The 23924-nt window shown below is 71.6% G+C and carries 23 protein-coding genes; 7 read left to right on the top strand and 16 right to left on the bottom strand.

What is annotated here, in order from left to right; all coding sequences use genetic code 11:
• Positions 1 to 2: 2 nt before the first annotated feature.
• The 6 genes from KV097_RS01155 to KV097_RS01130 all read right to left on the bottom strand — a co-directional run bounded on the left by KV097_RS01155 (position 3) and on the right by KV097_RS01130 (position 6667).
• Positions 3 to 1679, bottom strand: coding sequence for a uroporphyrinogen-III synthase (locus tag KV097_RS01155; protein ID WP_220342185.1), 1677 nt, complete (start codon positions 1677 to 1679; stop codon positions 3 to 5).
• A 43-nt stretch (positions 1680 to 1722) separates the two neighbouring features.
• A complete protein-coding gene (hemC, locus tag KV097_RS01150; protein ID WP_220342186.1) occupies positions 1723 to 2646 on the bottom strand; it encodes a hydroxymethylbilane synthase in 924 nt (307 codons plus the stop codon).
• Positions 2643 to 4001, bottom strand: a complete 1359-nt coding sequence (locus tag KV097_RS01145; RefSeq protein WP_220364868.1) for a glutamyl-tRNA reductase — start codon at positions 3999 to 4001, stop codon at positions 2643 to 2645. Before KV097_RS01145 ends, hemC begins: the two co-directional genes overlap by 4 nt.
• Positions 3998 to 4684, bottom strand: a complete 687-nt coding sequence (locus KV097_RS01140) for a redox-sensing transcriptional repressor Rex (protein WP_220364867.1) — start codon at positions 4682 to 4684, stop codon at positions 3998 to 4000. The genes KV097_RS01145 and KV097_RS01140 overlap by 4 nt, the downstream gene beginning before the upstream one ends.
• Before the next feature lie 182 nt (positions 4685 to 4866).
• The gene (locus KV097_RS01135; RefSeq protein ID WP_301022533.1) at positions 4867 to 5124 is read right to left on the bottom strand and encodes a glutaredoxin family protein; all 258 of its coding nucleotides are present in this window, start codon (positions 5122 to 5124) and stop codon (positions 4867 to 4869) included.
• Positions 5114 to 6667, bottom strand: a complete 1554-nt coding sequence (locus KV097_RS01130; protein WP_220364866.1) for an AMP-binding protein — start codon at positions 6665 to 6667, stop codon at positions 5114 to 5116. Before KV097_RS01130 ends, KV097_RS01135 begins: the two co-directional genes overlap by 11 nt.
• Before the next feature lie 62 nt (positions 6668 to 6729).
• On the opposite strand from KV097_RS01130, the gene KV097_RS01125 reads away from it, so the two are divergent.
• The gene (locus tag KV097_RS01125) at positions 6730 to 7605 is read left to right on the top strand and encodes an HAD family hydrolase (protein ID WP_374106970.1); all 876 of its coding nucleotides are present in this window, start codon (positions 6730 to 6732) and stop codon (positions 7603 to 7605) included.
• A gap of 41 nt (positions 7606 to 7646) precedes the next feature.
• Here the strand turns inward: KV097_RS01125 and KV097_RS19585 are convergent, their stop codons facing one another.
• The 8 genes from KV097_RS19585 to KV097_RS01085 all read right to left on the bottom strand — a co-directional run bounded on the left by KV097_RS19585 (position 7647) and on the right by KV097_RS01085 (position 14815).
• Positions 7647 to 9017 carry a 1-acyl-sn-glycerol-3-phosphate acyltransferase gene (locus KV097_RS19585; RefSeq protein ID WP_308289294.1) on the bottom strand — a complete coding sequence of 457 codons (1371 nt, stop codon included), beginning with the start codon at positions 9015 to 9017 and terminating at the stop codon, positions 7647 to 7649.
• The gene (locus KV097_RS01115; RefSeq protein ID WP_220364865.1) at positions 9010 to 9993 is read right to left on the bottom strand and encodes an NAD-dependent epimerase/dehydratase family protein; all 984 of its coding nucleotides are present in this window, start codon (positions 9991 to 9993) and stop codon (positions 9010 to 9012) included. The genes KV097_RS19585 and KV097_RS01115 overlap by 8 nt, the downstream gene beginning before the upstream one ends.
• A gap of 16 nt (positions 9994 to 10009) precedes the next feature.
• Positions 10010 to 10111, bottom strand: coding sequence for a 30S ribosomal protein bS22 (locus KV097_RS01110; protein WP_019143756.1), 102 nt, complete (start codon positions 10109 to 10111; stop codon positions 10010 to 10012).
• A 117-nt stretch (positions 10112 to 10228) separates the two neighbouring features.
• Entirely contained in the window at positions 10229 to 11419 is a 1191-nt protein-coding gene (locus KV097_RS01105; RefSeq protein WP_220342191.1) for an acetoin utilization protein AcuC, read from the bottom strand.
• 64 nt (positions 11420 to 11483) lie between these two features.
• The gene (proC, locus tag KV097_RS01100; RefSeq protein ID WP_220364864.1) at positions 11484 to 12284 is read right to left on the bottom strand and encodes a pyrroline-5-carboxylate reductase; all 801 of its coding nucleotides are present in this window, start codon (positions 12282 to 12284) and stop codon (positions 11484 to 11486) included.
• A gap of 28 nt (positions 12285 to 12312) precedes the next feature.
• Positions 12313 to 12924: a TetR family transcriptional regulator gene (locus KV097_RS01095; protein ID WP_220342193.1), complete on the bottom strand. Its 612-nt coding sequence runs from the start codon at positions 12922 to 12924 to the stop codon at positions 12313 to 12315.
• Positions 12925 to 13006: 82 nt separating this feature from the next.
• The gene (locus KV097_RS01090) at positions 13007 to 13840 is read right to left on the bottom strand and encodes a sugar phosphate isomerase/epimerase (RefSeq protein WP_220342194.1); all 834 of its coding nucleotides are present in this window, start codon (positions 13838 to 13840) and stop codon (positions 13007 to 13009) included.
• Between the two features lie 51 nt (positions 13841 to 13891).
• On the bottom strand, positions 13892 to 14815 hold the full coding sequence (locus KV097_RS01085; RefSeq protein WP_220342195.1) for a Ppx/GppA phosphatase family protein: 924 nt from the start codon (positions 14813 to 14815) through the stop codon (positions 13892 to 13894).
• Between the two features lie 49 nt (positions 14816 to 14864).
• Between KV097_RS01085 and KV097_RS01080 the strand changes: the two genes are divergently transcribed.
• The 5 genes from KV097_RS01080 (at position 14865) to disA (ending at position 19471) form a co-directional block, all read left to right on the top strand.
• Positions 14865 to 15611, top strand: a complete 747-nt coding sequence (locus KV097_RS01080) for a hypothetical protein (RefSeq protein ID WP_220345396.1) — start codon at positions 14865 to 14867, stop codon at positions 15609 to 15611.
• A gap of 69 nt (positions 15612 to 15680) precedes the next feature.
• Entirely contained in the window at positions 15681 to 16319 is a 639-nt protein-coding gene (locus KV097_RS01075; protein ID WP_220342197.1) for a VOC family protein, read from the top strand.
• An 80-nt stretch (positions 16320 to 16399) separates the two neighbouring features.
• On the top strand, positions 16400 to 16846 hold the full coding sequence (locus KV097_RS01070; protein WP_220345397.1) for a hypothetical protein: 447 nt from the start codon (positions 16400 to 16402) through the stop codon (positions 16844 to 16846).
• 76 nt (positions 16847 to 16922) lie between these two features.
• Positions 16923 to 18305: a DNA repair protein RadA gene (gene radA, locus KV097_RS01065; protein ID WP_220364863.1), complete on the top strand. Its 1383-nt coding sequence runs from the start codon at positions 16923 to 16925 to the stop codon at positions 18303 to 18305.
• Positions 18306 to 18364: 59 nt separating this feature from the next.
• Entirely contained in the window at positions 18365 to 19471 is a 1107-nt protein-coding gene (gene disA, locus KV097_RS01060; protein WP_308289298.1) for a DNA integrity scanning diadenylate cyclase DisA, read from the top strand.
• 10 nt (positions 19472 to 19481) lie between these two features.
• Here disA and KV097_RS01055 read toward each other — a convergent pair whose 3' ends face one another.
• Positions 19482 to 20261, bottom strand: coding sequence for a hypothetical protein (locus tag KV097_RS01055; protein ID WP_220364862.1), 780 nt, complete (start codon positions 20259 to 20261; stop codon positions 19482 to 19484).
• A gap of 47 nt (positions 20262 to 20308) precedes the next feature.
• Here KV097_RS01055 and KV097_RS01050 point away from each other — a divergent pair, with 47 nt between their 5' ends.
• Positions 20309 to 21220: an A/G-specific adenine glycosylase gene (locus tag KV097_RS01050; protein ID WP_220364861.1), complete on the top strand. Its 912-nt coding sequence runs from the start codon at positions 20309 to 20311 to the stop codon at positions 21218 to 21220.
• Between the two features lie 95 nt (positions 21221 to 21315).
• Here KV097_RS01050 and KV097_RS01045 read toward each other — a convergent pair whose 3' ends face one another.
• Entirely contained in the window at positions 21316 to 23853 is a 2538-nt protein-coding gene (locus KV097_RS01045; protein WP_220342202.1) for an ATP-dependent Clp protease ATP-binding subunit, read from the bottom strand.
• Positions 23854 to 23924 lie beyond the last annotated feature (71 nt).

The raw sequence follows: 23924 nt of genomic DNA, 5'->3' as shown, positions 1-23924 counted from the left end.
CGTCAGCTCCGGCGGCGCGAGCCCTTGGTGCGCTGCGACGGCTTCGTGACCGGGTCACCGGCCTCCACCATCGCCTGCCGGCGCTTGGCGCCGAAGTCGGCGAGAGCGTCGGCCAGGACCTCGGCCGACGGCGTGGGTGCCACGACGTCGACGCGCAGGCCGTGCTCCTCGGCGGTCTGTGCGGTGGCCGGGCCGATGCAGGCGATCACGGTCGTCGCGTGCGGCTTGCCTGCGATGCCGACGAGGTTGCGGACCGTCGAGCTCGACGTGAAGACGACCGCGTCGAACTTGCCGCTCTTGATCGCCTCGCGGGTCGGCGCCGGCGGCGGCGCCGCACGGACGGTGCGGTAGGCGGTCACGTCGTCGACCTCCCACCCGATCTCGACGAGCCCGGCGACCAGCGCCTCGGTGGCGATGTCGGCACGCGGCAGGAACACGCGGTTGATCGGGTCGAGCAGCTCGTCGTACGGGGGCCAGTCCTCGAGGAGGCCCCGTGCGGACTGCTCGCCGCTGGGGATCAGGTCGGGACGGATGCCCCAGGCAGCGATCGCCTCGGCGGTCTTCTCGCCGACGGCGGCGACCTTGAGTCCGGAGAACGCCCGCGCGTCGAGGCCGTACTCGTCGAACTTCTCGCGGACGGCCTTCACGGCGTTGACGCTGGTGAAGGCCACCCACTCGTAGCGGCCCTCGACGAGGCCGCGCACAGCCTTGTCCATCTGCTGCGGGTTGCGAGGCGGCTCGACGGAGATCGTGGGGACCTCTTCCGAGACGGCGCCATAGCTGCGGAGGCGGTTGGCGAGCGTGGCCGCCTGCTCCTTGGTACGAGGAACGAGCACGCGCCAGCCGAAGAGCGGCTTGGTCTCGAACCACGAGAGCGTCTCGCGCAGGTCGACGACGTCACCGATGACGGTGACCGCCGGCGGGGCCATCTTGGCGGCCTTGGCGTCGGCGGCGATCTTCTCCAGCGTGGAGACGATGGTCGTCTGCTCGGTCGTCGTGCCCACCCGTGTCATGGCCACCGGGGTCCCGGGAGCCCTCCCGGCCTCGATGAGACCGTTGGCGACGTCCTTGATGGTGTTCACCGCGCTCAGCAGGACCAGGGTCTGGTCACCGGCGTACGGCGTCCAGTCGACCTTGGTCTCCCCCATCCGGATGATCGACACCTCGCGGTGCGTGCGGTTGGTCAGCGGCACGCCGGCGTAGGCGGGGACGGCCGAGGCCGAGGACACGCCGGGGACGATCTCGAAGGAGATGTTGGCCTTGTCGCACGCCTGGGCCTCCTCGGGCCCGGTCGCGAAGGTGAACGGGTCGCCGACCAGCAGGCGGACGACGTTCTTGCCGCCCTTCGCGTGCTTGACGACGAGCCGGCCACGGGCCGCGGGGGTCAGGACGCCGCCGTCCTCGCCGTGTCCTCCGTCGACGACCTGGGCCCCCTCGGGCACCAGGGCCGCCTGGTCGGGAGACTCGGTGATGACGATGTCGGCGGCGTCGAGCAGCTCCTTGGCGCGGAGGGTGAGCAGGCCGGCATCACCCGGGCCGGCTCCGACGAAGCTCACGTGGCCGACGGGTCGCTTGACGGCGCTCGTGGCGGTGTCGTCGGCTGTCACCTCAGGCACGGCGGCCTGCTCCTCGGTCGCCTTGCGCTTGCGGGTGGCGGTGGTGGTGCTCACGTTTCTCATTCCTCGTCTGCCTCTGGGTTGACTGGCCCACGGGGGTCGGTGGTCATGGGGTCACGACCCGCATCAGCGAGTCGGCACCCTCGGCGAGCATCTCGGCAGCCAGACGCTCTCCGATCCCGACCGGGTCCTGCACGGATCCGGTCGATGACAGTCGGATGGACGGTGCGCCGGAGGGATCTCCGACGAAGGCCCGCAGCCACAGCCGGGCAGTGCCGTCGTCGTCGACGACCTCGGCCCACGCCCCCACGGGTGCCGAGCATCCCGCCTCGAGCGAGGCGAGCAGGCTGCGTTCTGCGGTGACGGCGGCGCGGGTCGCGCCGTCGTCGAGGCGGGCGAGCAGGCCGGCGACCTCGTGGTCGTCGGCGCGGCACTCGCACGCCAGGGCACCCTGGCCTGGTGCCGGAAGGACCTGCAGCGGGTCGAGCAGCTCGGTCGCCTCCTCGATCCTGCCGAGCCGGCGGAGGCCGGCGGCGGCCAGCACGACCGCGTCGAGCTCACCGGTGCGGACCTTGCCGATCCGCGTGTCGACGTTGCCGCGAAGGCCGACGACCTCGATGCCGAGGCCGAGCGCGTTGATCTGGGCGGCTCGCCGCGGGGACCCGGTCCCGACGCGGGCGCCGGGCGGGAGCTCACCGAGCGTCATGCCGTCGCGGGCGACGACCGCGTCGCGGGGGTCCACGCGCGGCGGGGTGGCCGCGAGGAGGATCCCGTCGGCCGACGACGTCGGCAGATCCTTGAGCGAGTGGACGGCGACGTCCACCTCGCGGGCGAGCAGCGCGTCGCGCAGGGCGGACACGAAGACGCCGGTGCCACCGATCTCGGTGAGGGGTCGCGAGCTCCGGTCGCCGTGAGTCGAGACGGTGACGAGCTCGGTCTCGACACCGGTCAGCTCACCGAGCCGCTCGGCGACCTGGGCCGACTGGGTGGTTGCGAGCGCGCTCGCGCGGGTCCCGACGCGCAACGTCATGCGCGGTCCTCCTTCGGCGAACCTGGCGAGAACCCCTCGGGTGCCTCGGCAGCAGGCGTGGAACGAGTCGGCTCGACTGCGCTGACCGCGTTGATCACGGCCGGGTCGAGGGCGAACAGGTCCGCGAGCGCGTTGGCGTAGGTGAGTGCGTCCGGCCGTCCCGCCATCGCCTTGATCCGGACGGTGGGCTGGTGGAGGAGCTTGTCGGCGACCCGGCGGACGGCCTGACGCAGCTCGTCGACGACCTCCGGATCGACGTCGTGGAGCCGCCCCTCGAGCCGGACGAGCTCCGCGTCGACGACCGCGGTCGCCATCGAGCGCAGCGCGACGACGGTCGGGGTCACCTTCGCCGCGTGACGAGCGGCGAGGAACGCCGCGACCTCACCGGCGACGATCCCGCGCACCGCGTCGATGTCGGCGGCGCCCTTCTCGTCGGCCAGCATCTCCTGCAGCTGGGCCAGGCCGAGGACCATCACGCCCGGGAGGGCGGCGACGTCCTCGTCGATGTCGCGCGGCAGCGCGAGGTCGATCAGGACGTACGGGCTGGTGCGCGCCGTGGTCGCCGCACGGACCTGCTCGGCCGTGATGACCGAACCGGTCGCCCCGGTGCACGACACGACGAGGTCGGCCTCGGCGAGGGCGGCGTCGAGCTCGCCCCACGGCACGGCCGTCCCCCCGACCGTGGCGGCGAGCCGCTCGGCGCCGGCGTGGGTGCGGTTGGCGATGGTCACGCTCGCGACACCCCGACGTGCGGCGGTGGTCGCCGACAGCGCCGCCATGGCACCCGCTCCGACGACGAGGACGCGCATGTCCTCCAGGCGGTGGCCCGCCTTGGCGACGAGCTCGAGCGAGGCCATCACCAGAGACGGACCGGCCCGGTCGATGTCGGTCTCCGCGTGACCTCGCTTGGCGATCCGCAGCGCCTGCTGGAAGAGGACGTTCAGCGCCGGCCCCACCGTGGCGTCGTCCTGTCCGCGCTGCAGCGCGGCCCGGACCTGGCCCAGGATCTGGCTCTCGCCGACCACCATCGAGTCCAACCCGGAGGCGACCGAGAAGAGGTGCGCGACGGCCGCGTCGTCGTAGTGCACGTAGATGTGGCGGAGCAGGTCGTTGCGGGTGAGTCCGGACTGCTCGACGAGCAGGTCGGAGATGTCCTCCACCGAGCCGTGGAAGCGCTCGGCCTCGACGTAGATCTCGACCCGGTTGCAGGTCGAGACGACCAGCGACTCGCTCACGTGATGGGCGTCGAGTGCCTGCTGCGCGACCTTCGCAACCGCGTCGCCGTCGAGCGCGACCCGCTCAAGGACCGAGACCGGCGCGCTCCGGTGGGAGACGCCCACGACGAGGACGCTCATGCCTGGACCTCCTGCGCGGGCGTGCGCTTGCGCTGCTCGTGGTACGCGAGGATCTGCAGCTCGATCGAGAGGTCGACCTTGCGGACGTCCACGCCGTCGGGGACGACGAGGACGGCAGGGGCGAAGTTGAGGATGCTCGTGACGCCCACGGCGACGAGGCGGTCCGCGACCTCCTGTGCGGCCTCGCCAGGGGTCGCGATCACGCCGATCGAGCATCCGTGCTCGGCGACCACGTCGGCGAGGTCGTCGATGTGGGCGATCGAGAGCTCGCCGTGCCTCTCACCGACGCGCGAGCGGTCGCCGTCGACCAGGGCGACGATGCTGAAGCCGCGGGAACGGAAGCCACCGTAGTTCGACAGCGCCTGACCCAGGTTGCCGATGCCGACGATGACGACGCTCCAGTCCTGGTTCACGCCGATCTCGCGGGCGATCTGGTAGCGGAGGTACTCCACGTCGTAGCCCACGCCGCGGGTGCCATAGGATCCGAGGTACGAGAGGTCCTTGCGGAGCTTCGCGGAGTTCACCCCCGCGGCCGTGGCGAGCTGCTCGGACGAGACGGTCCGCAGACCTGACTCACCGAGCCCGGTGAGCGCCCGGAGATACACCGGGAGCCGAGCAACCGTCGCCTCGGGGATGCCCGACGAGGCGGGACGGCCGTTGGCCTGCGCTCGCAGCTGGTTCACGTCGCTCCTGGACCGCGGTACGGATTCCGGGTGTCGCTGGGGGGTCGGATACCGGCGAACACCGGCAAACCCACTGTAAGAGTTTGTGAACGTGAGAACAAAATCGAGCGCGGTCTGGGTCGGGTGACTCGGGTCACCTGCGCCGGGGCCTCCGGCGTGCGCGCGTCAGCGCACGGAAGCGCTCAGGCCCCCAACGCCGCCCGCAGCCGCTCGGGGTCGACCCGCCAGAAGTCGTGCTGGCGGCCGTCGACGAAGGTGACCGGGATCTGCTCGCCGTAGGTGCGCATCAGCTCCGCGTCTCCGCTGATGTCGACCTCGCGCCAGGACGTCCCGGTCTCCGCGCACACCTGCGCCACGAGGGCGATCGCGTCCTCGCAGAGGTGACACCCGGGCTTGGCGTAGACGACCACCCGGGCCGGCTCCGTCGGATCAGCGCTCACTCTGCAACCCCAGGACTCCTCGCGCCTCGGCCGCCCTCAGGCGGCTCTTGGAGATCTCGCCGGTCGTGGTGTGCGGCAGCGAGTCGGTCACCACGATCTCACGCGGCACCTTGAAGCGCGCCAGCCGACCGCGGGCACGCTCGCGGAGCGCCTCGGCGAAACCGTCGGTGTCGTCGAGACGGTGTGACGGCACGACGTAGGCGCGGACGGCTTCGCCGGTCTCGCGGTCCTCGACTCCGACCACGGCCACCTCCGCAACCCCCGGCGCGTCGGCGAGCACCTCCTCGACCTCGCGGGGGAACACGTTGAAGCCCGAGACGATCACGAGCTCTCGCAGCCGGTCGACGAGGGTCAGGTCACCGTCGGCGTCCAGGATGCCGACGTCGCCGGTCGCGAACCATCCGTCCCCGTCCGGCCCGCCCGAGCCGTCCGGCCAGAACCCGCTCAGGAGGTTGGGACCGCGGAGCCAGATCTCACCCGGGTCGCCGAGCTCGGCGTCCGCGCCGTCCTTCTCGACCAGGCGCAGCTCGAGGCCCTGCAAGGGCGCGCCGACCGACCCAGGCTTGTCGACGGGCCGCCCGAGCGTCGTCGTGACGACCGGGGCCGCCTCCGTGAGCCCGTACCCCTGCTGCAGCGTGTGCCCCGTCGTCGCGGCGAACTCCTCGACGAGGTCGGGCCCGATCGGCGCGGCGCCGCTGAGCACCGTCCGCACCCCGGCGAGCGCCGCCGCGACGCCCGGCCGGCCGCTCCACGCGGCGACCACCGGAGGCGCCACGGGGACGACCGTGACCTGGTGACGCACGATCGCGTCGAGGCATCCCTGTGGGTCGAACCGGTCGAGGAGGACCGTCGTCGCCCCCTGCCGCAGCGCCTGTCCCAGGACCGCGTTCAGCGCGAAGACGTGGAACAGCGGCAGCACGGCGAGCACGACGTCGTCACGTCGGACCGGCGGCGGCTCCACGGCGGCGACCTGGTCGAGGTTGGCGAGGAGAGCGCGATGGCTCAGCACGACGATGCGCTGCTCGCTCGACGTGCCGGAGGTCGGCATCAGCAGGGCGGTCGCCTCCGGGTCCGCAGGCGCCGGCGGGAGCCCACGTGGACCAGGATGGATCTGGAGCAGGTCCGCGAAAGGACGGACCTGGGGATCAGGGTCACTCTCGCCGGCGACGACGGTCAGCAGGCCTGCGCGGGCGAACACCGACGCCCAGTCGGGGTCGCACAGGACGAGCCGTACGCCGGTGATGGCGCACAGCGCCGTCACCTCGTCGCCCGGAGCACGGGGGTTGACGGGCACGACGACCAACCCGAGACGCAGCGCGGCGAGATAGGAGATCGGCAGCTCGAGGCGGTTGGTCATCACGATCGCGATCCGCTGCCCTGCGACGAGTCCTTGGGCGGAGATCCAGGCGGCCACCGCCGAGACCCGGTCGTCGAGACCCTCCCACGTGACCGACCGGCCGGGTCCGTAGCCCTCGACGAGCGCCATCCCGTCGGGGTCCTGCTCCGCCTGCTGCCGGACGAGCTCCGCGACGTTCACCGTCATGGCGTCGAGTCTTGCACAGCACGATCACCATGCCCCCCTGCCCCGATCTGTACGCTCGTGCCGTGGATGCGAAGGGGCACAGACGACCGCAGAACCTCCGTGCTCGATCGATGCTGGCCGGGGAAGCCTCGGCGGCCGCGGCGGAGGTGGAGACCAGCTTCACCGTCCCTCCTGACTCGACGGCAGCGGCGTTCTTCGACGTCGACAACACGATCATGCAGGGCGCGTCGCTGTTCCATCTCGCCCGTGGCCTCTACAAGCGCAAGTTCTTCACCACCCGTGAGATCGCGGACGCCGCCTGGAAGCAGGCCTACTTCCGCTTCGCGGGGGTCGAGGATCCCGAGCACGTCGAGTCGGCGCGCGCGGCGGCGCTCGCCTTCATCGCCGGCCATGCGGTCAGCGAGCTGGAGCTGGTCGGCAACGAGATCTTCGACGAGACGATGGCGAGCAGGATCTGGCCGGGCACCCGCGCCCTGGCGCAGCGGCACCTGGACGACGGGCAGCGGGTGTGGCTCGTCACGGCGGCCCCCGTCGAGATCGCCCGGATCATCGCCCGTCGGCTGGGGCTCACGGGAGCGCTCGGGACGGTCGCGGAGTCCATCGACGGCGTCTACACCGGTCGCCTGGTCGGCGACATGCTCCACGGTCGTGCCAAGGCCGACGCGGTGCTGGCGCTCGCTCGAGAGGAGGGTCTCGACCTCGATCGCTGCTCCGCGTACTCCGACTCGTTCAACGACCTGCCGATGCTCTCGCTCGTCGGCCACCCGTACGCGGTCAACCCTGACTCGCACCTGCGCTACCACGCACGCAAGCACGGATGGGACGTCGTCGACTACCGGACGGGGCGCAAGGCGGCCAAGGTCGGTCTCCTCGGCGTGGCGGCCGCCGGAGCGGTGACAGGTGCCGCCCTCGGCGCAGCGCGCGCCCGTCGACACTGAGACCCGCCGCCTGAGACCGCCGCCCGGCCGAGGTCGACGACTCAGACGAACGGGTGCCCGCGGTCCACCAGCAGCGCATAGAGCGTCTGCTGGATGGTCTCGCGCACCTGGTCGGTGACGTTGAAGACGAGCATCGGGTCGTCGGCGGCCTCGGGGGGATAGGCGTCGGTGCGGACCGGCTCCCCGAACTCGATGATCCACTTGCTGGGCAACGGGATCAGCCCGAGCGGGCCGAGCCAGGGGAAGAACGGCGTGATCGGGAGGTACGGCAGCCCGAGCAGACGCGCGAGCGAGGGGACGTTGCCGATCATCGGGTAGATCTCCTCGGCGCCCACGATCGACACCGGCACGATCGGCACACCGGCGCGCATCGCCGCAGACACGAAACCGCCGCGTCCGAACCGCTGGAGCTTGTAGCGCTCGCTGTACGGCTTGCCGATCCCCTTGAACCCCTCTGGCCAGACGCCGACGATGTGCCCGTCGCCGAGCAGACGCTCGGCATCCTCGTTGCAGGCCAGCGTCGCGCCCATCTTGCGGGCGAGCTCACCGGCGAACGGCAGCTCGAAGACCAGGTCGGCGCCGAGCAGCCGGAGCGTGCGCTGCGCGTGGTCGTTGACGATCAGCGTCGTCATCGCGGCGTCGACCGGGATGGTGCCGGAGTGGTTCGCGACGACGAGGGCGCCGCCGTCGGAAGGGATGTGCTCCGCCCCGCGAACCTCGATGCGGAACCACTTCTCGGCCAGTGGACGGATCGCCGCCATGCCGATGGCGTGCAGCTGGGAGTCCAGCCCGAACTCGTCGACCTCGTAGTCACCGGCGATCCGCCGGCGCACCAGGGCGAGCAGCTCGGCAGCCTTCGCCTCCCAGTCCTCGCCGAGGACCGAGCGTGCGCCTTCGACCAGCGCAGACACCAGCTCGGCGAGCGGGATGCCCGGGGCCGCCTCTGCGGCGGGCTCCTGCTCGTTGTCCACGACGAGCGAGAACGTGGGCCGCTCGTGGGTGGTCGCCTCCGGAGTGGGCGTCTCCCGGTCCGGCTCCGGTGCGACGTGGAGGGGCTCCGGCTCGACCCGCGCGGGAGTCACCGTGATGACCTCGACCGGGCTGCCGATCGCGGGCACGTCCGCCTTCGGCGCGATCTGCACGGCCGGCTTCTCGACGGGTGCGGGCCGGGAGGAGGGCGCCTTCGCGGCAGGGGCCGCCTTCTTCACGGACGCCTTCTTGGCGGCGGGTGCCTTCTTGGCCGGCGCTTTCTTCGCAGCCGGAGCCTTCGCGGTGGCTGTCTTCTTGGCGGCGGACGCCTTCTTGGCCGAGGCCTTCTTGGCCGGCGCCTTCTTGGCCGAGGCCTTCTTCGCAGCGGTCTTCGTCACCTCCGGCGAGCCGATCGGAGGGTGCTCCTGCGGGGCGTCAGACACGGGTGCCTCCCATCGCGGACAGCACACCGGGCTCGATGGTCTCGGCGAACGCGTCCAGGGTCTGCGGAGTGGAGTAGAGCATCTCGTAGCCGAGCTCACGCTCCAGCTTGGAGCCGTCGCACACCCGGCCGTACTTGAACAGTCGTGCCAGCTCCGGCGTGAAGTCGGAGCTCATCATCCGCACCATGCGCTGGGTGACGCTGTTGAACCCCACCGACGGCAGGCGCAGCAGCGGACGTCCGAGCCGACGTGCCGCCTGGCTCAGCGCGAGGACCTGGGGTCCGACGACGTTGTAGGTGCCGGTGACGTCTCCGGTCGCGGCCAGCGAGAGGACGTTGAGCGCGTCGAACGGGTGCAGGAACTGCAGCCGCGGGTCGTAACCGAGCATCGCCGGCAGGACCGGGAGCTGGAGGTACTCGCTGAAGGGGCCGAGCACGTCGGCCGCCAGGACGTTGCCGAGCCGGAAGGTCGCGATCGTCACGTCGGGCCGACGGCGGCCGAAGCCGCGGACGTACGCCTCGATGTCGACGGCGTCCTTCGGGAAGCCGCTGCCGGCGACCGACCGGGAGGGGGTGTGCTCGGTGAACATCGCCGGGTTGCGCGCCGACGTCCCGTAGACGGCGGTCGAGGACTGGACGACGAGCCGCTCGACCGTCCGGGAGTTCTGGCACGCAGCGAGGAGCTGCATCGTGCCGATGACGTTGATCTCCTTGACCGCGCTGCGCGAGCCGAGCTGGCGCTGCGGGGCCCCGACGTTCATGTGCACCACGGTGTCGACGTCCTCGACGGCCAGGACCTTGCCGACCACCGGCGTGCGGATGTCGGCACGCACGTACTTGATCCCGTGAATGTCGCCGGGCGGCGGCTGGACGTCGAGCCCGACCACCTTGTCGATGCCTGGCGTGACCGCCAGACGACGCGCGAGCCTCGACCCGAGGTCGCGCGCGACGCCGGTCACCAGGACGACGCGACCCATCGTGGTGACCCGGGGGCTACTTGCCGAGACGACGACGCTGGACGCGTGTGCGCTTGAGCATCTTGCGGTGCTTCTTCTTCGACATGCGCTTGCGGCGCTTCTTGATGACAGAACCCACGGTTCACCTTCTCTGCTTCACACGGCCACACACGAGGCGTCCCGGACGTGGGACGACCCAGCCAAGGGTACGGGTTCGGCGGGCATCGGGGTCAAGCGGACCCGGGTTAGGCCGCGATCACGGCATCGGGTCGAGCCCGTACAGAGGGAAGAGCGCGTTGCGGGTGGCGAGGATCTGCCGGTCCAGCCAGCTCGCCGGGTCGTACCCCTCGCGCCAGTCGCGGTAGGACGTGGACCGTCCGTCGGTCATCCGCTGGGGGGCCATGCCCCCGCTCTTGAGCGCGACGACGTGCTCACGCCATGCCGGGGGTGTGGGGGTGTCGAGCTCGATCGGACGTCCGGCGACGATCGCCATCAGGTGCGCCCACGAGCGCGGCACCACGTCGAGCACCGCGTAGCCGCCGCCTCCGAAGCCGACCCAGCGTCCTGCGCACACCTCCTCGGCGAGGTCCCGCAGCGCGAGGTACGACGCACGCTGACCGTCGACGCTCAGCATCAGGTTGGTCAGCGGGTCGTCCATGTGGGAGTCGCACCCCTGCTGGGTCACGAGCACGTCGGGCTTGAACTCTCCGACGAGCTGCGGGACGACCGCGTGGTAGGCGCGCAGCCACCCGGCGTCGGAGGTGCCCGGAGGGAGCGCGACGTTGACCGCGGTGCCGATGCCGTCGTCGGTGCCGATCTCGGTCGCGACCCCGGTGCCGGGAAAGAGCGTCTGCGGAGTCTCGTGGAGCGAGACGGTCAGGACGCGAGGGTCGTCGTAGAAGATCTGCTGGACGCCGTCGCCGTGGTGGGCGTCGACGTCGACGTAGGCGACCCGCTGCGCCCCGTTGTCGAGCAGCCACCGGATCGCGACAGCCACGTCGTTGTAGACGCAGAAGCCGCTCGCGCGGTCCGGCATGGCGTGGTGAAGGCCGCCGCACACGTTGAGCGCGCGCAGGCTCTGACCGGTCCAGACCCGCCGCGCCGCCTCCACGGACGCGCCGACGATCAGGGCGCCCGCGGTGTGCATGTCGGCAAAGGTCGGGTTGTCGTCGGTGCCGAGCCCGGCGGCGAGGTTCGGGACGGACGGGTCCGCGCTCACCGCGCGGACCGCCTCGATGTAGGCCGGGGTGTGGACGGTCGCGATCAGATCATCGTCGGCAGCCTTCGACCCCACCCGCCGAAGGTCGTCGCCGACCACCCCGAGCTCGGTCGCCAGCTCCATGGCCAGGTCGACCCGGATCGGCGCCATCGGATGGGACGGACCGAAGTTGTAGCCGGTCAGTCGGTCGTCGGAGACGACGCATGCGGTCCCGGGTCGGTCATCCATACCGTCAGCCTAGCCCCGGGCGTGACGTGGGTCTCTGCCCTGTCGCGTCCCCTTCACGACCGCGTCAGTCGCCGATCTCGCGGGAGCGGTCCCGGGCGGCCCGGGTGGCGGCGATGAAGGCAGCGCGCAGCCCGCGCTCCTCCAGCTCGCTCAACGCCGCCGCAGTGGTCCCGCCCGGCGAGGTGACGCGCTCGCGGAGCACCGCCGGGTGCTCGCCGGTCTCGGCGGCCAGCCGGGACGCTCCCACGAACGTCTGAACGGCGAGATCCGTGGCGGTCGCCCGCGGAAGTCCGAGATGGACCCCGGCCTCGACCAGCGCCTCGATCACGAGGAACACGTACGCCGGACCGGACCCGGAGATCGCTCCGGCGGCGTCCTGGAGCCGCTCGGGGACGCGGACGACGATGCCCACGGCGCTCATGATCTCGTCCACGACGGCGAGCTGCGCGTCGTCGCAGTGCGTCCCCGCGGAGATCACGGCGACGCCCGCCCCGACCTGCGACGGCGTGTTGGGCATGACGCGGACGACCGGCGTGCCCTCGGGGAGCGCCGCCTCGAGCGCCGTCGTCGTGATCCCGACGGCGAGAGACGCGACGAGCGTGCCGGGGCGCAGGCGGGGACCGATCTGAGCCAGGACGCCGGCGACGTCGTACGGCTTGACGCCCACGAGGACGACGTCGGCCTCCGCCGCCGCCGAGAGCGCGTCGGTCACCTCGACCCCGTACGAGGCGCGCAGCGCGGCGGCGTGCTCCTCACGGCGTACCGCCAGCACGAGGTCGGCAGGACGCCAGCCGTGCGCGAGCATCCCCGAGACGATCGCCTCTCCCATCGCGCCGGCACCGACGACCGCAACTCTGCTGCCCATGGTCTGAGGATAGGGGTGACGGTCTCCGTCAGGCGCTGTGGTCGCGTGCCGGCGAGGTGGCGAGGGCGTCGAGGCCGAGGTAGCTCTGCACTGTCGGGCCGACCACGGCGACGAGCTCGTCGACCGTCATCGTGGCGAGCGGCTCCACCTCGAGGAGGTAGCGCGCGGCGACGAGGCCCACCATCTCCGCGAGCAGGAGTGCCGGCACCGCAGGTGGCGCATCCGGCCGGTGGCGCCGCAGCAGCTCCCTCACGGGACCGTCGAGGATGGCGTCGCGGACGATCGCTCCCTGGTCGGCGCTGCCGAGCCCGCTGCGAGCCATCGCGACCACGGCCTCCCGGTTGGCCGGATCGTCCCACGCCGTCAGCATCGCCCGGACGAAGGCGCTGCCGGCGTCGTCGGTCGAGGCCACCAGGACCGGGCCGAGGGCGACGACCGGGTCCACGGGAAGCGCGAGTGCGGCGCGGACGAGTCGCTGCTTGTCCTTGAAGTAGTGGTGGACGAGCGCCGGATCGACGCGGGCCCGCCGTGCGACCGCGCGGATGGACGTGCCGTCGTAGCCGCGCTGCGCGAGCTCGGCCCGTGCGGCGACGACGATCTCGCCCCGCGTGTCGGGTGCGCCCGGGCGTCTTCCTGCCATGGCGGCAGCGTAAGGCCGAGAGGGGGTCGCGAGGCGCTCTTGTTCACACTCGCGGCCCTCGCGTCGTCGGGTGTCCGCCGGGTCAGTGGTCGCCGGAGGGGACGATCGAGGCGAGGTGGAGACGGGTGAACGCCAGCGCTTCGGCCAGATCGGCCTCGCGCTCCGCCCGGTCGGCGGCCTTGCGCGTCGTCACCTCGACCACCACGTCACCGGCGTAACCCCGCTCGGCCAGCACACCGAGGAGCTCGCCCACCGGCTGCTCGCCCCGCCCGGGGACCAGGTGCTCGTCGCGTGCCGACCCCGTGCCGTCGCCGAGGTGGACGTGCGCCAGCCGCCGCCCGAGCTCGCTCGCCATCTCCACCGGGTCGCTGCCCGACGTCGCACAGTGGGAGACGTCCAGGGTGACGTGCTCGTAGCCGAAGACCACCGGGTCCCAGCCGGGCGCGTACGCCTGGAACTCGCGCTTGCCCGTACGCCACGGGTACATGTTCTCGACGGCGAAGACGACCCCGGTGCTCTCCTCGAGCTCGGCGACACCGTCCTCGAACGCGCGTCCGTACTCGCGCTGCCAGCGGAACGGCGGATGCACCACGACCAGTCCGGCGCCGCAGGCGCGCGCCATCTCCGCGCTCTTCTCCAGCTTGACCCAGTGGTCGGTGCCCCAGACCCGCTGGGTGATGAGCAGGCACGGAGCGTGCACCGAGAGCACGTCGATCCCGTGCCGCTCCTGAAGCTCGACGATCGCGTCGATGTCGGCGCTCGTGGCGTCGGTGCCGACCATCACCTCGACGCCGTCGTAGCCGAGGCGCTTGGCGATCTCGAATCCCACCTCCGTCGACTCCGGATAGACCGACGACGTCGACAGCGCCACGCGGGCGGCGGGGACGGAGACGGGGTGAGCGGGGTCGTCGGTCACGGGACCAGGTTACGCGCCGAGGCCCACGGGCCCCGTCGGAGGCGAAGGGGGTCACATGTGGTCATGGCGCTCGAGCAGGACACCCTCGCGCAGCGCCCACGGGCAGATCTCGAGAGCCGGCAGGTCGAAGAGGTCCATCACGGCGTCGGCGATGACGGCGCCGGCGACCATCTGGTGCGCGCGGTTGGCCGAGACACCGGGACGCTGGGCGATCGCGCTCACCGGCAAGGTCCGCAGCTCCTCGAGGTGGGCGGCCAGCAGGTCGCGCTCGAGGACGCGGCGCACGTACGTCCCTTCCTGGGACGGTGCCGCGCCGCACAGCCTGGCGAGCGAGCGGAACGTCTTGCTCGTCGCGACCGCGTGGTCGAACCCTCCTCCTCGACGGAGCGGACCGACGCTGGCGGCGATCTGCTGACGGACGAACAGGCGTGTCTCCTCGTACTGCGCGTCGGAGGGCACCCCGTCGGGGAAGCGGTCGCGGGTGAGGCGACCCGCGCCCAGCGGCAGGGATGCGCAGACGTCGGGAGTCTCGTCGCGGCCGGCCGCGATCTCGAGCGAGCCGCCACCGATGTCGAACACGCCGAGCCGGCCGGACGACCACCCGAACCATCGGCGGACGGCGAGGAACGTGAGCCGGGCCTCGTCCTCCCCCGGCAGCACCTCGAGCCGGACCCCGGTCTGCGCCTCGACCTTGGCGAGCACGGCGTCGGCGTTGACGGCGTCGCGGACTGCGGAGGTCGCGAAGGCGATCACCTCCGAGCACCCCTTGTCGGCCGCCACGGCACGTGCCTCGTCGACGAAGCGGACCAGCGCCTTAACCCCTCGCGGCTCCACCGCGCCCTCGGCGTCGAGGTGCTCGGCCAGCCGCAGCGGCTCCTTGTAGGTGAAGGCCGGCAACGGCGGAGCGCCCCGGTAGGCGTCGACCACCAGGAGGTGCCCGGTGTTCGAGCCGATGTCCAGGACTCCGATGCGCATGGTGGTGAGCGTACCGAGCGGCCTCGTCTCGCCGGTCTACAGTGAAGTCGTGCCCGAGGTGCTGCTCGACTTTCCCCGCGCGTGGGCGGAGTTCCCCGACCCTGCCGACGACACGCAGGTGTTCCGGTGCGACCTCACCTGGCTCACGTCGCGCTGGACCTGCATCTTCGGACGCGGGTGCCGCGGCATCTATGCCGACGCACCCGACGTGGGCTGCTGCACGCTCGGTGCGCACTTCGCCGACGACGCCGACTACCGGCGCGTCAAGAAGTACGTGAAGAAGCTCGGTCCCGACGACTGGCAGCACCACGCCGAGGGCACCGCGCAGGGGTGGACCGAGACCGACGAGGAGGGCGACCTCAAGACCCGGGCTTACGAGGGTGCGTGCATCTTCCACAACCGCGAGGGCTTCGCCGGTGGCGTCGGGTGCGCCCTCCACAAGTGGGCGCTCGACCACGAGGTGTCACCGGTGCGGACCAAGCCGGACGTGTGCTGGCAGCTTCCGATCCGCCGGCAGTTCCGGGACGTGGAGCGCGGCGACGGCACCTCGTACACGGAGGTGTCCATCGGTGAGTACACGCGGGCCGCGTGGGGTCCGGGAGGCCACGACCTCGACTGGTACTGCTCGGCCAACACCGAGGCCCACGTCGGCCTGGAGCCGGTCTATCTCTCCAACGCCGACGAGCTGACCGCGCTGATGGGCCTGGACGGGTACACCGCTCTCGTCTCGCTGTGCGAGGAGCACCTCGCCGGCGAGCACCGCAGGACCCGGCACCGCGCCGACCCGGGCGCCTGAGCGACGACCACCGTCCGGAGGACGCACCCCGGTGGCCCGACGACGATGTGCCGGGGGCCACAATGACCCATGCGCCTGGACCATCTCTCGTTCGCCGCCGGCCCTGACGGGCTGGCCGCCACCACGTCGCGGCTCGGCGAGGCGCTCGGTGCGTCGTTCGTGGACGGCGGCAACCACCCCCGCTTCGGGACCCGCAACATGGTTCTCCCCCTCCTCGGCGACCAGTACCTCGAGGTCGTGGCGGCTCTGGACCACCCGGCGTCTGACAAGGCGCCCTTCGGGCAGGCCGTACGCGCCCGCACCGACCTCGGTGGCGGCTGGCTGGGATGGGTCGTCCGTGTCGACGACATGGGCCCCGTCGAGCACCGCATGGGCCGCCACGCGGTGCCGGGCAACCGGCGTCGACCCGACGGCTTCAACCTCGAGTGGCGGCAGATCGGGGTCCGCGGGACCCAGGCCGACCCCCAGCTGCCGTTCGTGGTGTCGTGGGACGTCCCCGACTCCGAGCACCCGTCGCGCTCGGGTCCGGCGAGCGTGCAGCTGCGCTCTCTCGAGATCGCCGGGTCGCCCGACCGCGTCACCCAGTACCTCGGGGAGTCGGTCCTCCACGCGCTCACCGACGTCGACGTGCGCTGGGTGGCCCCGAACGGGTTGCCGGGCATCGTGGCGGCGACCTTCGCGACGGCCCGCGGTGAGGTCCGCATCTAGGACCGTGCGCCTCGGTTCGTGTGGTTGAACTGAGTACGACAACGGATGTCCGTAGTGATTCCGGACTACACCCTTGATCCATGAGCAGCGTTCTACGGATCTCCGGGCACCTGGGTGACACGGCCACCGTCGTGACCAGCATCGCCGTGACGGCCGTGCTCGGCGCAGTCGGAGCGCACCTCCTCATCCTCCGCAACCTCGACGCCGCCGGCTTCGAGGCCGCGGCCGTGATGTCGGCGCTCGTGGCCCTCAGCTGCTTCGCCGGCGCCCTGGCCCTGATGCGTCTGACGGGCAGGCTCCGTCCGGCGCTGTGGGGCTACCTGCCCGGTCTGGTCGCCGTCCTCGCCACCGGTCTGCTGCTCAGCGAGGGCAGCACTCGGGCGGCCGAGGGCGCCGTGTCGCCCCTGCTCGGCGCCCTGATCCTCGTGCTCCCGAGCACCTGGGTCCCGATCTACGGGGCCGTGCGCGCCCATCTCGACACGCGCCGGGAGGATGCTGCCGCGCGCTCGTGGCGCGGCCGGATCTGAGCAGCTCGGTCACCGCCCGCACCGCTACGGGCGCGTCCGTGCAGGACTGTCGGTGCTCTCACCTAACGTGTCCGTCATGGCCAAGACCACGACCCCGGTGCGGTGCACGGAGTGCGGCTGGACGAGCACCAAGTGGGTCGGCAGGTGCGGCGAGTGCCAGGCCTGGGGCACGGTCCAGGAGGTCGGTGCCCCCTCCCCCGCCACCCGCACGGCCGCGACGACGGTGACGCGCAGCGCCCTGCCGATCGGTCAGGTCGACGTCGAGAGCTCTCGCTCACAGCCGACCGGCGTCGCCGAGCTCGACCGGGTCCTCGGCGGCGGTTTCGTCCCCGGCGCCGTGGTGCTGCTCGCCGGCGAGCCCGGAGTCGGCAAGTCGACGCTGCTGCTCGAGGTGGCCGCACGCTGGGCCCGCGGTCTGGCCACGACCCTCTACGTCTCCGGCGAGGAGTCGGTCGCGCAGGTCCGGCTGCGCGCCGACCGCACCGGCGCGGTCCACGACAGCCTCTACCTCGCGAGCGAGACCGACCTCGGTGCCGTCCTCGCCCACGTCGACGAGGTCAAGCCGTCCCTCCTCGTGGTCGACTCCGTCCAGACCATCGGCTCGTCCTCGGTCGACGGCACGCCGGGTGGGGTGACGCAGGTCCGTGAGGTCACCTCGACGCTCATCCAGGTGGCCAAGTCCCGCGACATCCCGACGATCCTCGTCGGCCACGTCACCAAGGACGGATCGATCGCGGGTCCGCGCGTCCTCGAGCACCTCGTCGACGTCGTCCTGCACTTCGAGGGAGACCGCAACTCGCGGCTGCGCCTGGTCCGGGCCGTCAAGAACCGCTACGGCCCGGTCGACGAGATCGGGTGCTTCGACCTCTCCGAGTCCGGCATCGTCGAGGTGCCCGACCCGACCGGGCTCTTCGTGTCGCGTCACCACCAACCGGTCTCCGGCACCTGCATCACCGTGACGATGGAGGGCCGTCGCCCTCTGCTCGCGGAGGTCCAGGCGCTGGTGTCGCCGACGGAGCTGCCGCAGCCACGCCGAGCGACCAGCGGTCTCGACAGCTCGCGGATGGCGATGATCCTGGCCGTCCTCTCGCGACGATGCGGGCTGGCTCTCGGTCGCGCCGACGTCTACGCCGCGACGGTCGGCGGAGCCCGCCTGAGCGAGCCGTCGGTCGACCTCGCGGCCGCCGTCGCCGTCGCGTCGGCCGCGACGGACACCCTCGTCCCGACCGACCTGGTCGCGCTCGGCGAGGTCGGCCTCGCCGGAGAGGTGCGGCGCGTGACCCACCTGGGGCAACGCCTCCGCGAGGCAGCCCGGCTCGGATTCCGTCGTGCCGTGGTCCCGCGAGACGGCTCCGACGTGACTCCGGGCACCACGGACGTCCCGGGCCTCACGGCCCTGCCGGTCGATGACCTGGCCGGCGCGCTCCGCGCTCTCGGCATCGGCTCTCGCGACGGTTGACGCGCGGCGGCCTCGGCCTCAGGGGCCTGCCATTACACTGACGGAAGTCATTGAATCAGATCTCGCGGGGGAGCCAGGTGTCGATCAACGATCGCGCGAGCGGGACGCCCTCGATCCTCCGGGCGACGCTCGCCTCCGTCGCGCCCGGGACCGCCCTGCGCGAAGGCCTCGAGCGCATCCTGCGCGGCCGCACCGGCGCGCTGATCGTCTTCGGCCAGGACAAGGACATCGACGCCCTCTCGACCGGCGGCTTCGTTCTCGACGTCCCCTTCACGCCCACCGCCCTGCGCGAGCTGGCCAAGATGGACGGCGCGATCATCCTCGACAGGGGCGCCACCCGGATCCTCCGGGCAGGCGTGCACCTGATGCCCGACCCGTCCATCCCCACGCACGAGACGGGCACCCGGCACCGCACCGCCGACCGTGTCGCGCGCCAGACCAACGTCCCGGTGATCTCGGTCTCCGCCTCGATGCACATCATCGCCCTCTACGTCGACGGCACCCGCCGCGTGCTCGAGGAGGCCGGCGCCATCCTCGGTCGCGCCAACCAGGCGCTCGCCACCCTCGAGCGCTACAAGCTGCGGCTCGACGAGGTCTCCGGTGCGCTGTCGGCCCTCGAGATCGAGGACCTGGTGACCGTACGCGACGTCGCCGCGGTCGCTCAGCGCCTCGAGATGGTGACCCGGATCGCCGCCGAGATCGAGGACTACGTGCTCGAGCTCGGCACCGACGGGCGTCTGCTGTCGCTCCAGCTCGACGAGCTCGTGACCGGAGTCGAGAGCGAGCGTGAGCTGATCGTGCGCGACTACGCGCCAGGCGGCCGGCGCGGCAAGCCTCCCGCCGAGATCCTCGAGGACCTCTCTCACATCGTCGCGGGCGACCTGGTCGACCTCGGCGCCGTGGCCCGGGCCCTCGGCCTCGGCACGGGTGAGCACCTCGAGTCGGCCGTGTCACCCCGCGGCTATCGACTGCTCGCCAAGATTCCCCGTCTGCCCAACACCGTCATCGAACGCCTCGTCGACCACTTCGGCACGCTGCAGAAGCTTCTCGCGGCGAGCATCGAGGACCTCCAGACCGTCGACGGCGTCGGCGAGCTGCGAGCCCGCAGCGTCCGCGAGGGCCTGTCCCGGCTCGCCGAGTCCAGCATCCTCGAACGCTACGTCTGACGCCTGCGCCTCACGGGGTGCGAGACGTGGCGGGAGCGCTCCCAGGCTTCGGCGGTGTCGCCGGCGTCGCACCCGGGTTCGGCGCCGGCTTCGCGGCCGGCGACGTCGTGGGGGCAGGAGTCGGCGTGGGAGTCGGGGGCGCCACGAGCGTGAACCGTGCGACCGCCGGCTCTCCCCCGAGGATCGCCGCGTATGCGCTGTAGGGCGCCGGCTTCGCGAAGGCGCCCTCCTCGTCGCACGTGTCGGCGTTCGCACGCCCGTCCCACGTCACATCGATCACGGTGGCCCACGTCGGGTGGACGTCGACCGTACGGCCCTGGATCTCGCCGCAGGCCTGGGTGTCCCAGACCGTGGTGTCCTTCGACCTCACGCTCAGCACGAACGTCGAGGGGTCGATGCGCACCGTGCACGGCTTCGTGGCGGTGCTCGACACGCGCAACGTCACCGGCACCGTGCCGCCGGCACGGGCGCCCTCGACGACCGACGGCGTCACGAAGACCGTCTCGGGCGGACACACACCGTCGACGGCGGCGAGGCGGACGTCCACCGCGACGTCCTTGGCCTTGCGGGGCTTGTGTGCCCGGGTCGGAGCCGTGGTGGCAGAGGGCTCCGGCCTGGCGACGGACGTCGACGTCGCTGGCGGCTCTCCGCCCGCCTTCTGGTCGTCTCCCCCGCCGATCACGCGGAGGGCGAGCCAGCCCAGCAGGAGGACGGCCGTCAGGACGACGAGCCGCCGGCGCCAGTAGACACCGGGGGGCAGCTTGCCCGAAGGGCGCATCACCGAGCTCACGCCCACCAAACTAACCGTCGCGCCCGCCGTGGCAGGATCGACTCGCCATGGTCTCTCCCACCTCCTTGACTGGGTCCGCCGTCGCGGAGCCCGACGCCGTGCACGACGCCGTCACGACCTGGTACGCCGCGCACGCCCGTGACCTGCCCTGGCGGCGCGAGACCGCCACGGCCTGGCACGTGCTCGTCTCGGAGATCATGCTCCAGCAGACACCGGTGGAGCGGGTGGTCCCCGTCTACGAGGCCTGGATCGCCCGCTGGCCGACGCCTGGGGCGCTGGCAGCCGAGGCGAGCGGCGAGGCGGTGCGTGCCTGGGGGCGCCTGGGCTATCCCCGCCGGGCGCTCCGACTCCACGCCGCAGCGGTCGCGATCGGCGAGCGCCACGACGGGGTGGTCCCCGACGACCTCGAGCAGCTCCGCGCGCTGCCCGGAGTCGGTGAGTACACCGCGGCGGCCGTCGCCGTGTTCGCCTACGGTCGCCGGCACGCCGTTCTGGACACCAACGTCCGGCGCGTCCTCGCCCGGCTCCTCGAGGGCGCGGGCCAGCCGGCGCCGTCCCTGACCAGGCCCGAGCGGCTGCTCGCCGCCTCCGTCCTCCCGCCGGACGACGAGACCGCCGCGGTGTGGTCGATCGGGCTGATGGAGCTCGGCGCACTCGTCTGCACCGCCCGTACGCCGTCGTGCGCCGCGTGCCCCGTGCGCGGGGCGTGCCGGTGGTACGCGGCCGGGCGGCCGCCGTACGAGGGTCCCGCACGCCGCGGGCAGCCCTGGGCCGGCACCGACCGACAGTGCCGCGGACGGCTGCTGGCCGTGCTCCGTGAGGCCGAAGGCGCCGTCGCGGGCGCAGCACTCCGTGCGGTCTGGGACGACACCACGCAGCGCGAGCGCGCCCTCGACGGCCTCCTCGACGACGGGCTCGTGGTCACCGCCGGGCCCGACACGTACGCCCTCCCTGGCTGAGGCGGAGCTGCTCCGCCCGCTCCCGCCGGGTGCGGGGACGACGAAGGGCCCGCGACGGTCGTCGCGGGCCCTTCGTCGTGCGTACGTCGCCGGGATCAGCTGGCGGTGGCGGTGCCACCCTCCGTGCCGGCGTTGCCGCTGCCGGCCGTCGCCTCGAACGGCGTGTCCGGCAGCTCGGCCTTCGGCTCGCCCTTGAAGGTGAAGGTCGCGGTCGGACCCTCGCCCTCGACGTCGACCAGGACGATCTGACCCGGACGGACCTCACCGAAGAGGAGCTTCTCGGCGAGCGTGTCCTCGATCTCGCGCTGGACCGTACGACGCAGCGGTCGAGCACCGAGGACCGGGTCGAAACCACGCCTCGCGAGCAGCTCCTTGGCGGCAGGCGTGAGCTCGAGCGCCATGTCCTTGTCCTTGAGCCGCTTCTCGACGGAGTCGAGCATCATGTCGACCATGTCGATGATCTCGTTCTGGGTCAGCGGCGGGAAGACGACGATCTCGTCGACACGGTTGAGGAACTCGGGACGGAAGTGCTGCTTGAGCTCCTCCGACACCTTGGCCTTCATCTTGTCGTACGAGCCCTGGACGTCGCTGGCCTGGCTGAAGCCGAGGTTGACGCCCTTCGCGATGTCACGCGTGCCCAGGTTGGTCGTCATGATGATGACGGTGTTCTTGAAGTCGATCATCCGGCCCTGCGAGTCGGTCAGGCGACCTTCCTCGAGGATCTGCAGCAGCGAGTTGAAGATGTCCGGGTGGGCCTTCTCGACCTCGTCGAAGAGCACCACCGAGAACGGCTTGCGCCGCACCTTCTCGGTGAGCTGGCCACCCTCCTCGTAGCCGACGTAGCCCGGAGGCGAGCCGAACAGCCGCGAGACGGTGTGCTTCTCCGAGAACTCGCTCATGTCGAGCTGGATGAGCGCGTCGTCGTCGCCGAATAGGAAGTTGGCGAGCGCCTTGGACAGCCACGTCTTGCCGACACCCGAGGGTCCGGCGAAGATGAACGACCCACCGGGACGGCGCGGGTCCTTGAGGCCCGCACGCGTGCGCCGGATCGCCCGGGAGAGCGCCTTGATGGCCTCTTCCTGACCGATGACCCGCTTGTGGAGCTCGTCCTCCATGTTGAGCAGTCGGGTCGACTCCTCCTCGGAGAGCTTCACGATCGGGATGCCCGTCGCCAGGGCGAGCACCTCGGCGATGAGCTCCTCGTCGACCTCGGCGACCTCGTCCATGTCACCGGCACGCCACTGCTTCTCGCGCTCGGTCTTGGCCGTCAGGAGCTCCCGCTCCTCGTTGCGCAGCGACGCGGCGGACTCGAAGTCCTGGACGTCGATGGCGTTCTCCTTGCGACGGCGGACGTCGACGATCTTCTCGTCGAAGTCGCGCAGGTCCGGCGGAGCAGTCATCCGACGGATCCGCAGCCGGGAGCCGGCCTCGTCGACCAGGTCGATGGCCTTGTCGGGGAGGAACCGGTCGGAGACGTAGCGGTCGGCGAGCGTCGCCGCCGAGACGAGAGCCTCGTCGGTGATCGTCACGCGGTGGTGGGCCTCGTAGCGGTCACGCAGGCCCTTGAGCATCTCGATCGTGTGCGCGATCGACGGCTCCGCGACCTGGATCGGCTGGAAGCGCCGCTCGAGGGCGGCGTCCTTCTCGAAGTGCTTGCGGTACTCGTCGAGCGTCGTGGCACCGACCGTCTGCAGCTCGCCACGGGCCAGCATCGGCTTGAGGATGCTCGCCGCGTCGATCGCGCCCTCGGCCGCGCCTGCGCCGACGAGGGTGTGGATCTCGTCGATGAACAGGATGATGTCGCCGCGGGTGCGGATCTCCTTGAGAACCTTCTTGAGGCGCTCCTCGAAGTCACCGCGGTAGCGGGAGCCGGCGACGAGCGCGCCCAGGTCGAGCGTGTAGATCTGCTTGTCGCGCAGCGTCTCGGGGACGTCGCCGCGGACGATGTCCTGCGCCAGACCCTCGACGACGGTGGTCTTGCCGACGCCGGGCTCGCCGATGAGCACCGGATTGTTCTTGGTGCGGCGCGAGAGGACCTGCATCACGCGCTCGATCTCCTTCTCACGCCCGATGACCGGGTCGAGCTTGCCCTCGCGGGCAGCCTGCGTGAGGTTGCGGCCGAACTGGTCGAGGACCAGCGAGCTGCTCGGGGCAGACTCCCCCGCCGGTGCGCCGGACGCCGCCGTCTCCTTGCCCTGGTAGCCGCTCAGCAGCTGGATGACCTGCTGACGCACGCGGTTGAGGTCGGCGCCGAGCTTGACCAGGACCTGCGCGGCGACACCCTCGCCCTCGCGGATCAGGCCGAGCAGGATGTGCTCGGTGCCGATGTAGCTGTGCCCGAGCTGGAGCGCCTCGCGGAGGCTGAGCTCGAGGACCTTCTTGGCGCGCGGGGTGAAGGGGATGTGTCCGCTCGGGGCCTGCTGGCCCTGACCGATGATCTCCTCGACCTGCTCGCGCACGGCCTCGAGCGAGATGCCGAGGTTCTCGAGCGCCTTGGCGGCGACTCCCTCACCCTCGTGGATGAGACCAAGAAGGATGTGCTCGGTGCCGATGTAGTTGTGGCTGAGCATGCGCGCCTCTTCCTGGGCGAGCACGACAACACGACGGGCGCGGTCGGTGAACCTCTCGAACATGCAACTCCCCTTGATCCGAGACCTTGTGCAAAGTCGGGTCTCTGTCCACTCCATGCTAGTGGGAGAGGACA

The sequence above is a fragment of the Mumia sp. zg.B17 genome (genome assembly GCF_019550915.1).
Lineage (GTDB): Bacteria > Actinomycetota > Actinomycetes > Propionibacteriales > Nocardioidaceae > Mumia.
Note: the sequence above shows the minus strand (reverse complement) of the source record. Positions and strands in the feature narration are given on the sequence as shown.

Bases quoted from the DNA above. Each gene is read 5' to 3' on its own strand.
- KV097_RS01050 (WP_220364861.1), top strand. From the start codon at position 20,309: ATGGTCTCTCCCACCTCCTTGACTGGGTCCGCCGTCGCGGAGCCCGAC.
- radA (WP_220364863.1), top strand. From the start codon at position 16,923: ATGGCCAAGACCACGACCCCGGTGCGGTGCACGGAGTGCGGCTGGACG.
- KV097_RS01105 (WP_220342191.1), bottom strand. From the start codon at position 11,419: ATGGATGACCGACCCGGGACCGCATGCGTCGTCTCCGACGACCGACTG.
- KV097_RS01115 (WP_220364865.1), bottom strand. From the start codon at position 9,993: ATGGGTCGCGTCGTCCTGGTGACCGGCGTCGCGCGCGACCTCGGGTCG.
- KV097_RS01155 (WP_220342185.1), bottom strand. From the start codon at position 1,679: ATGAGAAACGTGAGCACCACCACCGCCACCCGCAAGCGCAAGGCGACC.
- KV097_RS01095 (WP_220342193.1), bottom strand. From the start codon at position 12,924: ATGGCAGGAAGACGCCCGGGCGCACCCGACACGCGGGGCGAGATCGTC.
- KV097_RS01130 (WP_220364866.1), bottom strand. From the start codon at position 6,667: ATGACGGTGAACGTCGCGGAGCTCGTCCGGCAGCAGGCGGAGCAGGAC.
- proC (WP_220364864.1), bottom strand. From the start codon at position 12,284: ATGGGCAGCAGAGTTGCGGTCGTCGGTGCCGGCGCGATGGGAGAGGCG.
- KV097_RS01075 (WP_220342197.1), top strand. From the start codon at position 15,681: ATGCGCCTGGACCATCTCTCGTTCGCCGCCGGCCCTGACGGGCTGGCC.
- hemC (WP_220342186.1), bottom strand. From the start codon at position 2,646: ATGACGTTGCGCGTCGGGACCCGCGCGAGCGCGCTCGCAACCACCCAG.
- KV097_RS01085 (WP_220342195.1), bottom strand. From the start codon at position 14,815: ATGCGCATCGGAGTCCTGGACATCGGCTCGAACACCGGGCACCTCCTG.
- KV097_RS01045 (WP_220342202.1), bottom strand. From the start codon at position 23,853: ATGTTCGAGAGGTTCACCGACCGCGCCCGTCGTGTTGTCGTGCTCGCC.
- KV097_RS01145 (WP_220364868.1), bottom strand. From the start codon at position 4,001: ATGAGCGTCCTCGTCGTGGGCGTCTCCCACCGGAGCGCGCCGGTCTCG.
- KV097_RS01070 (WP_220345397.1), top strand. From the start codon at position 16,400: ATGAGCAGCGTTCTACGGATCTCCGGGCACCTGGGTGACACGGCCACC.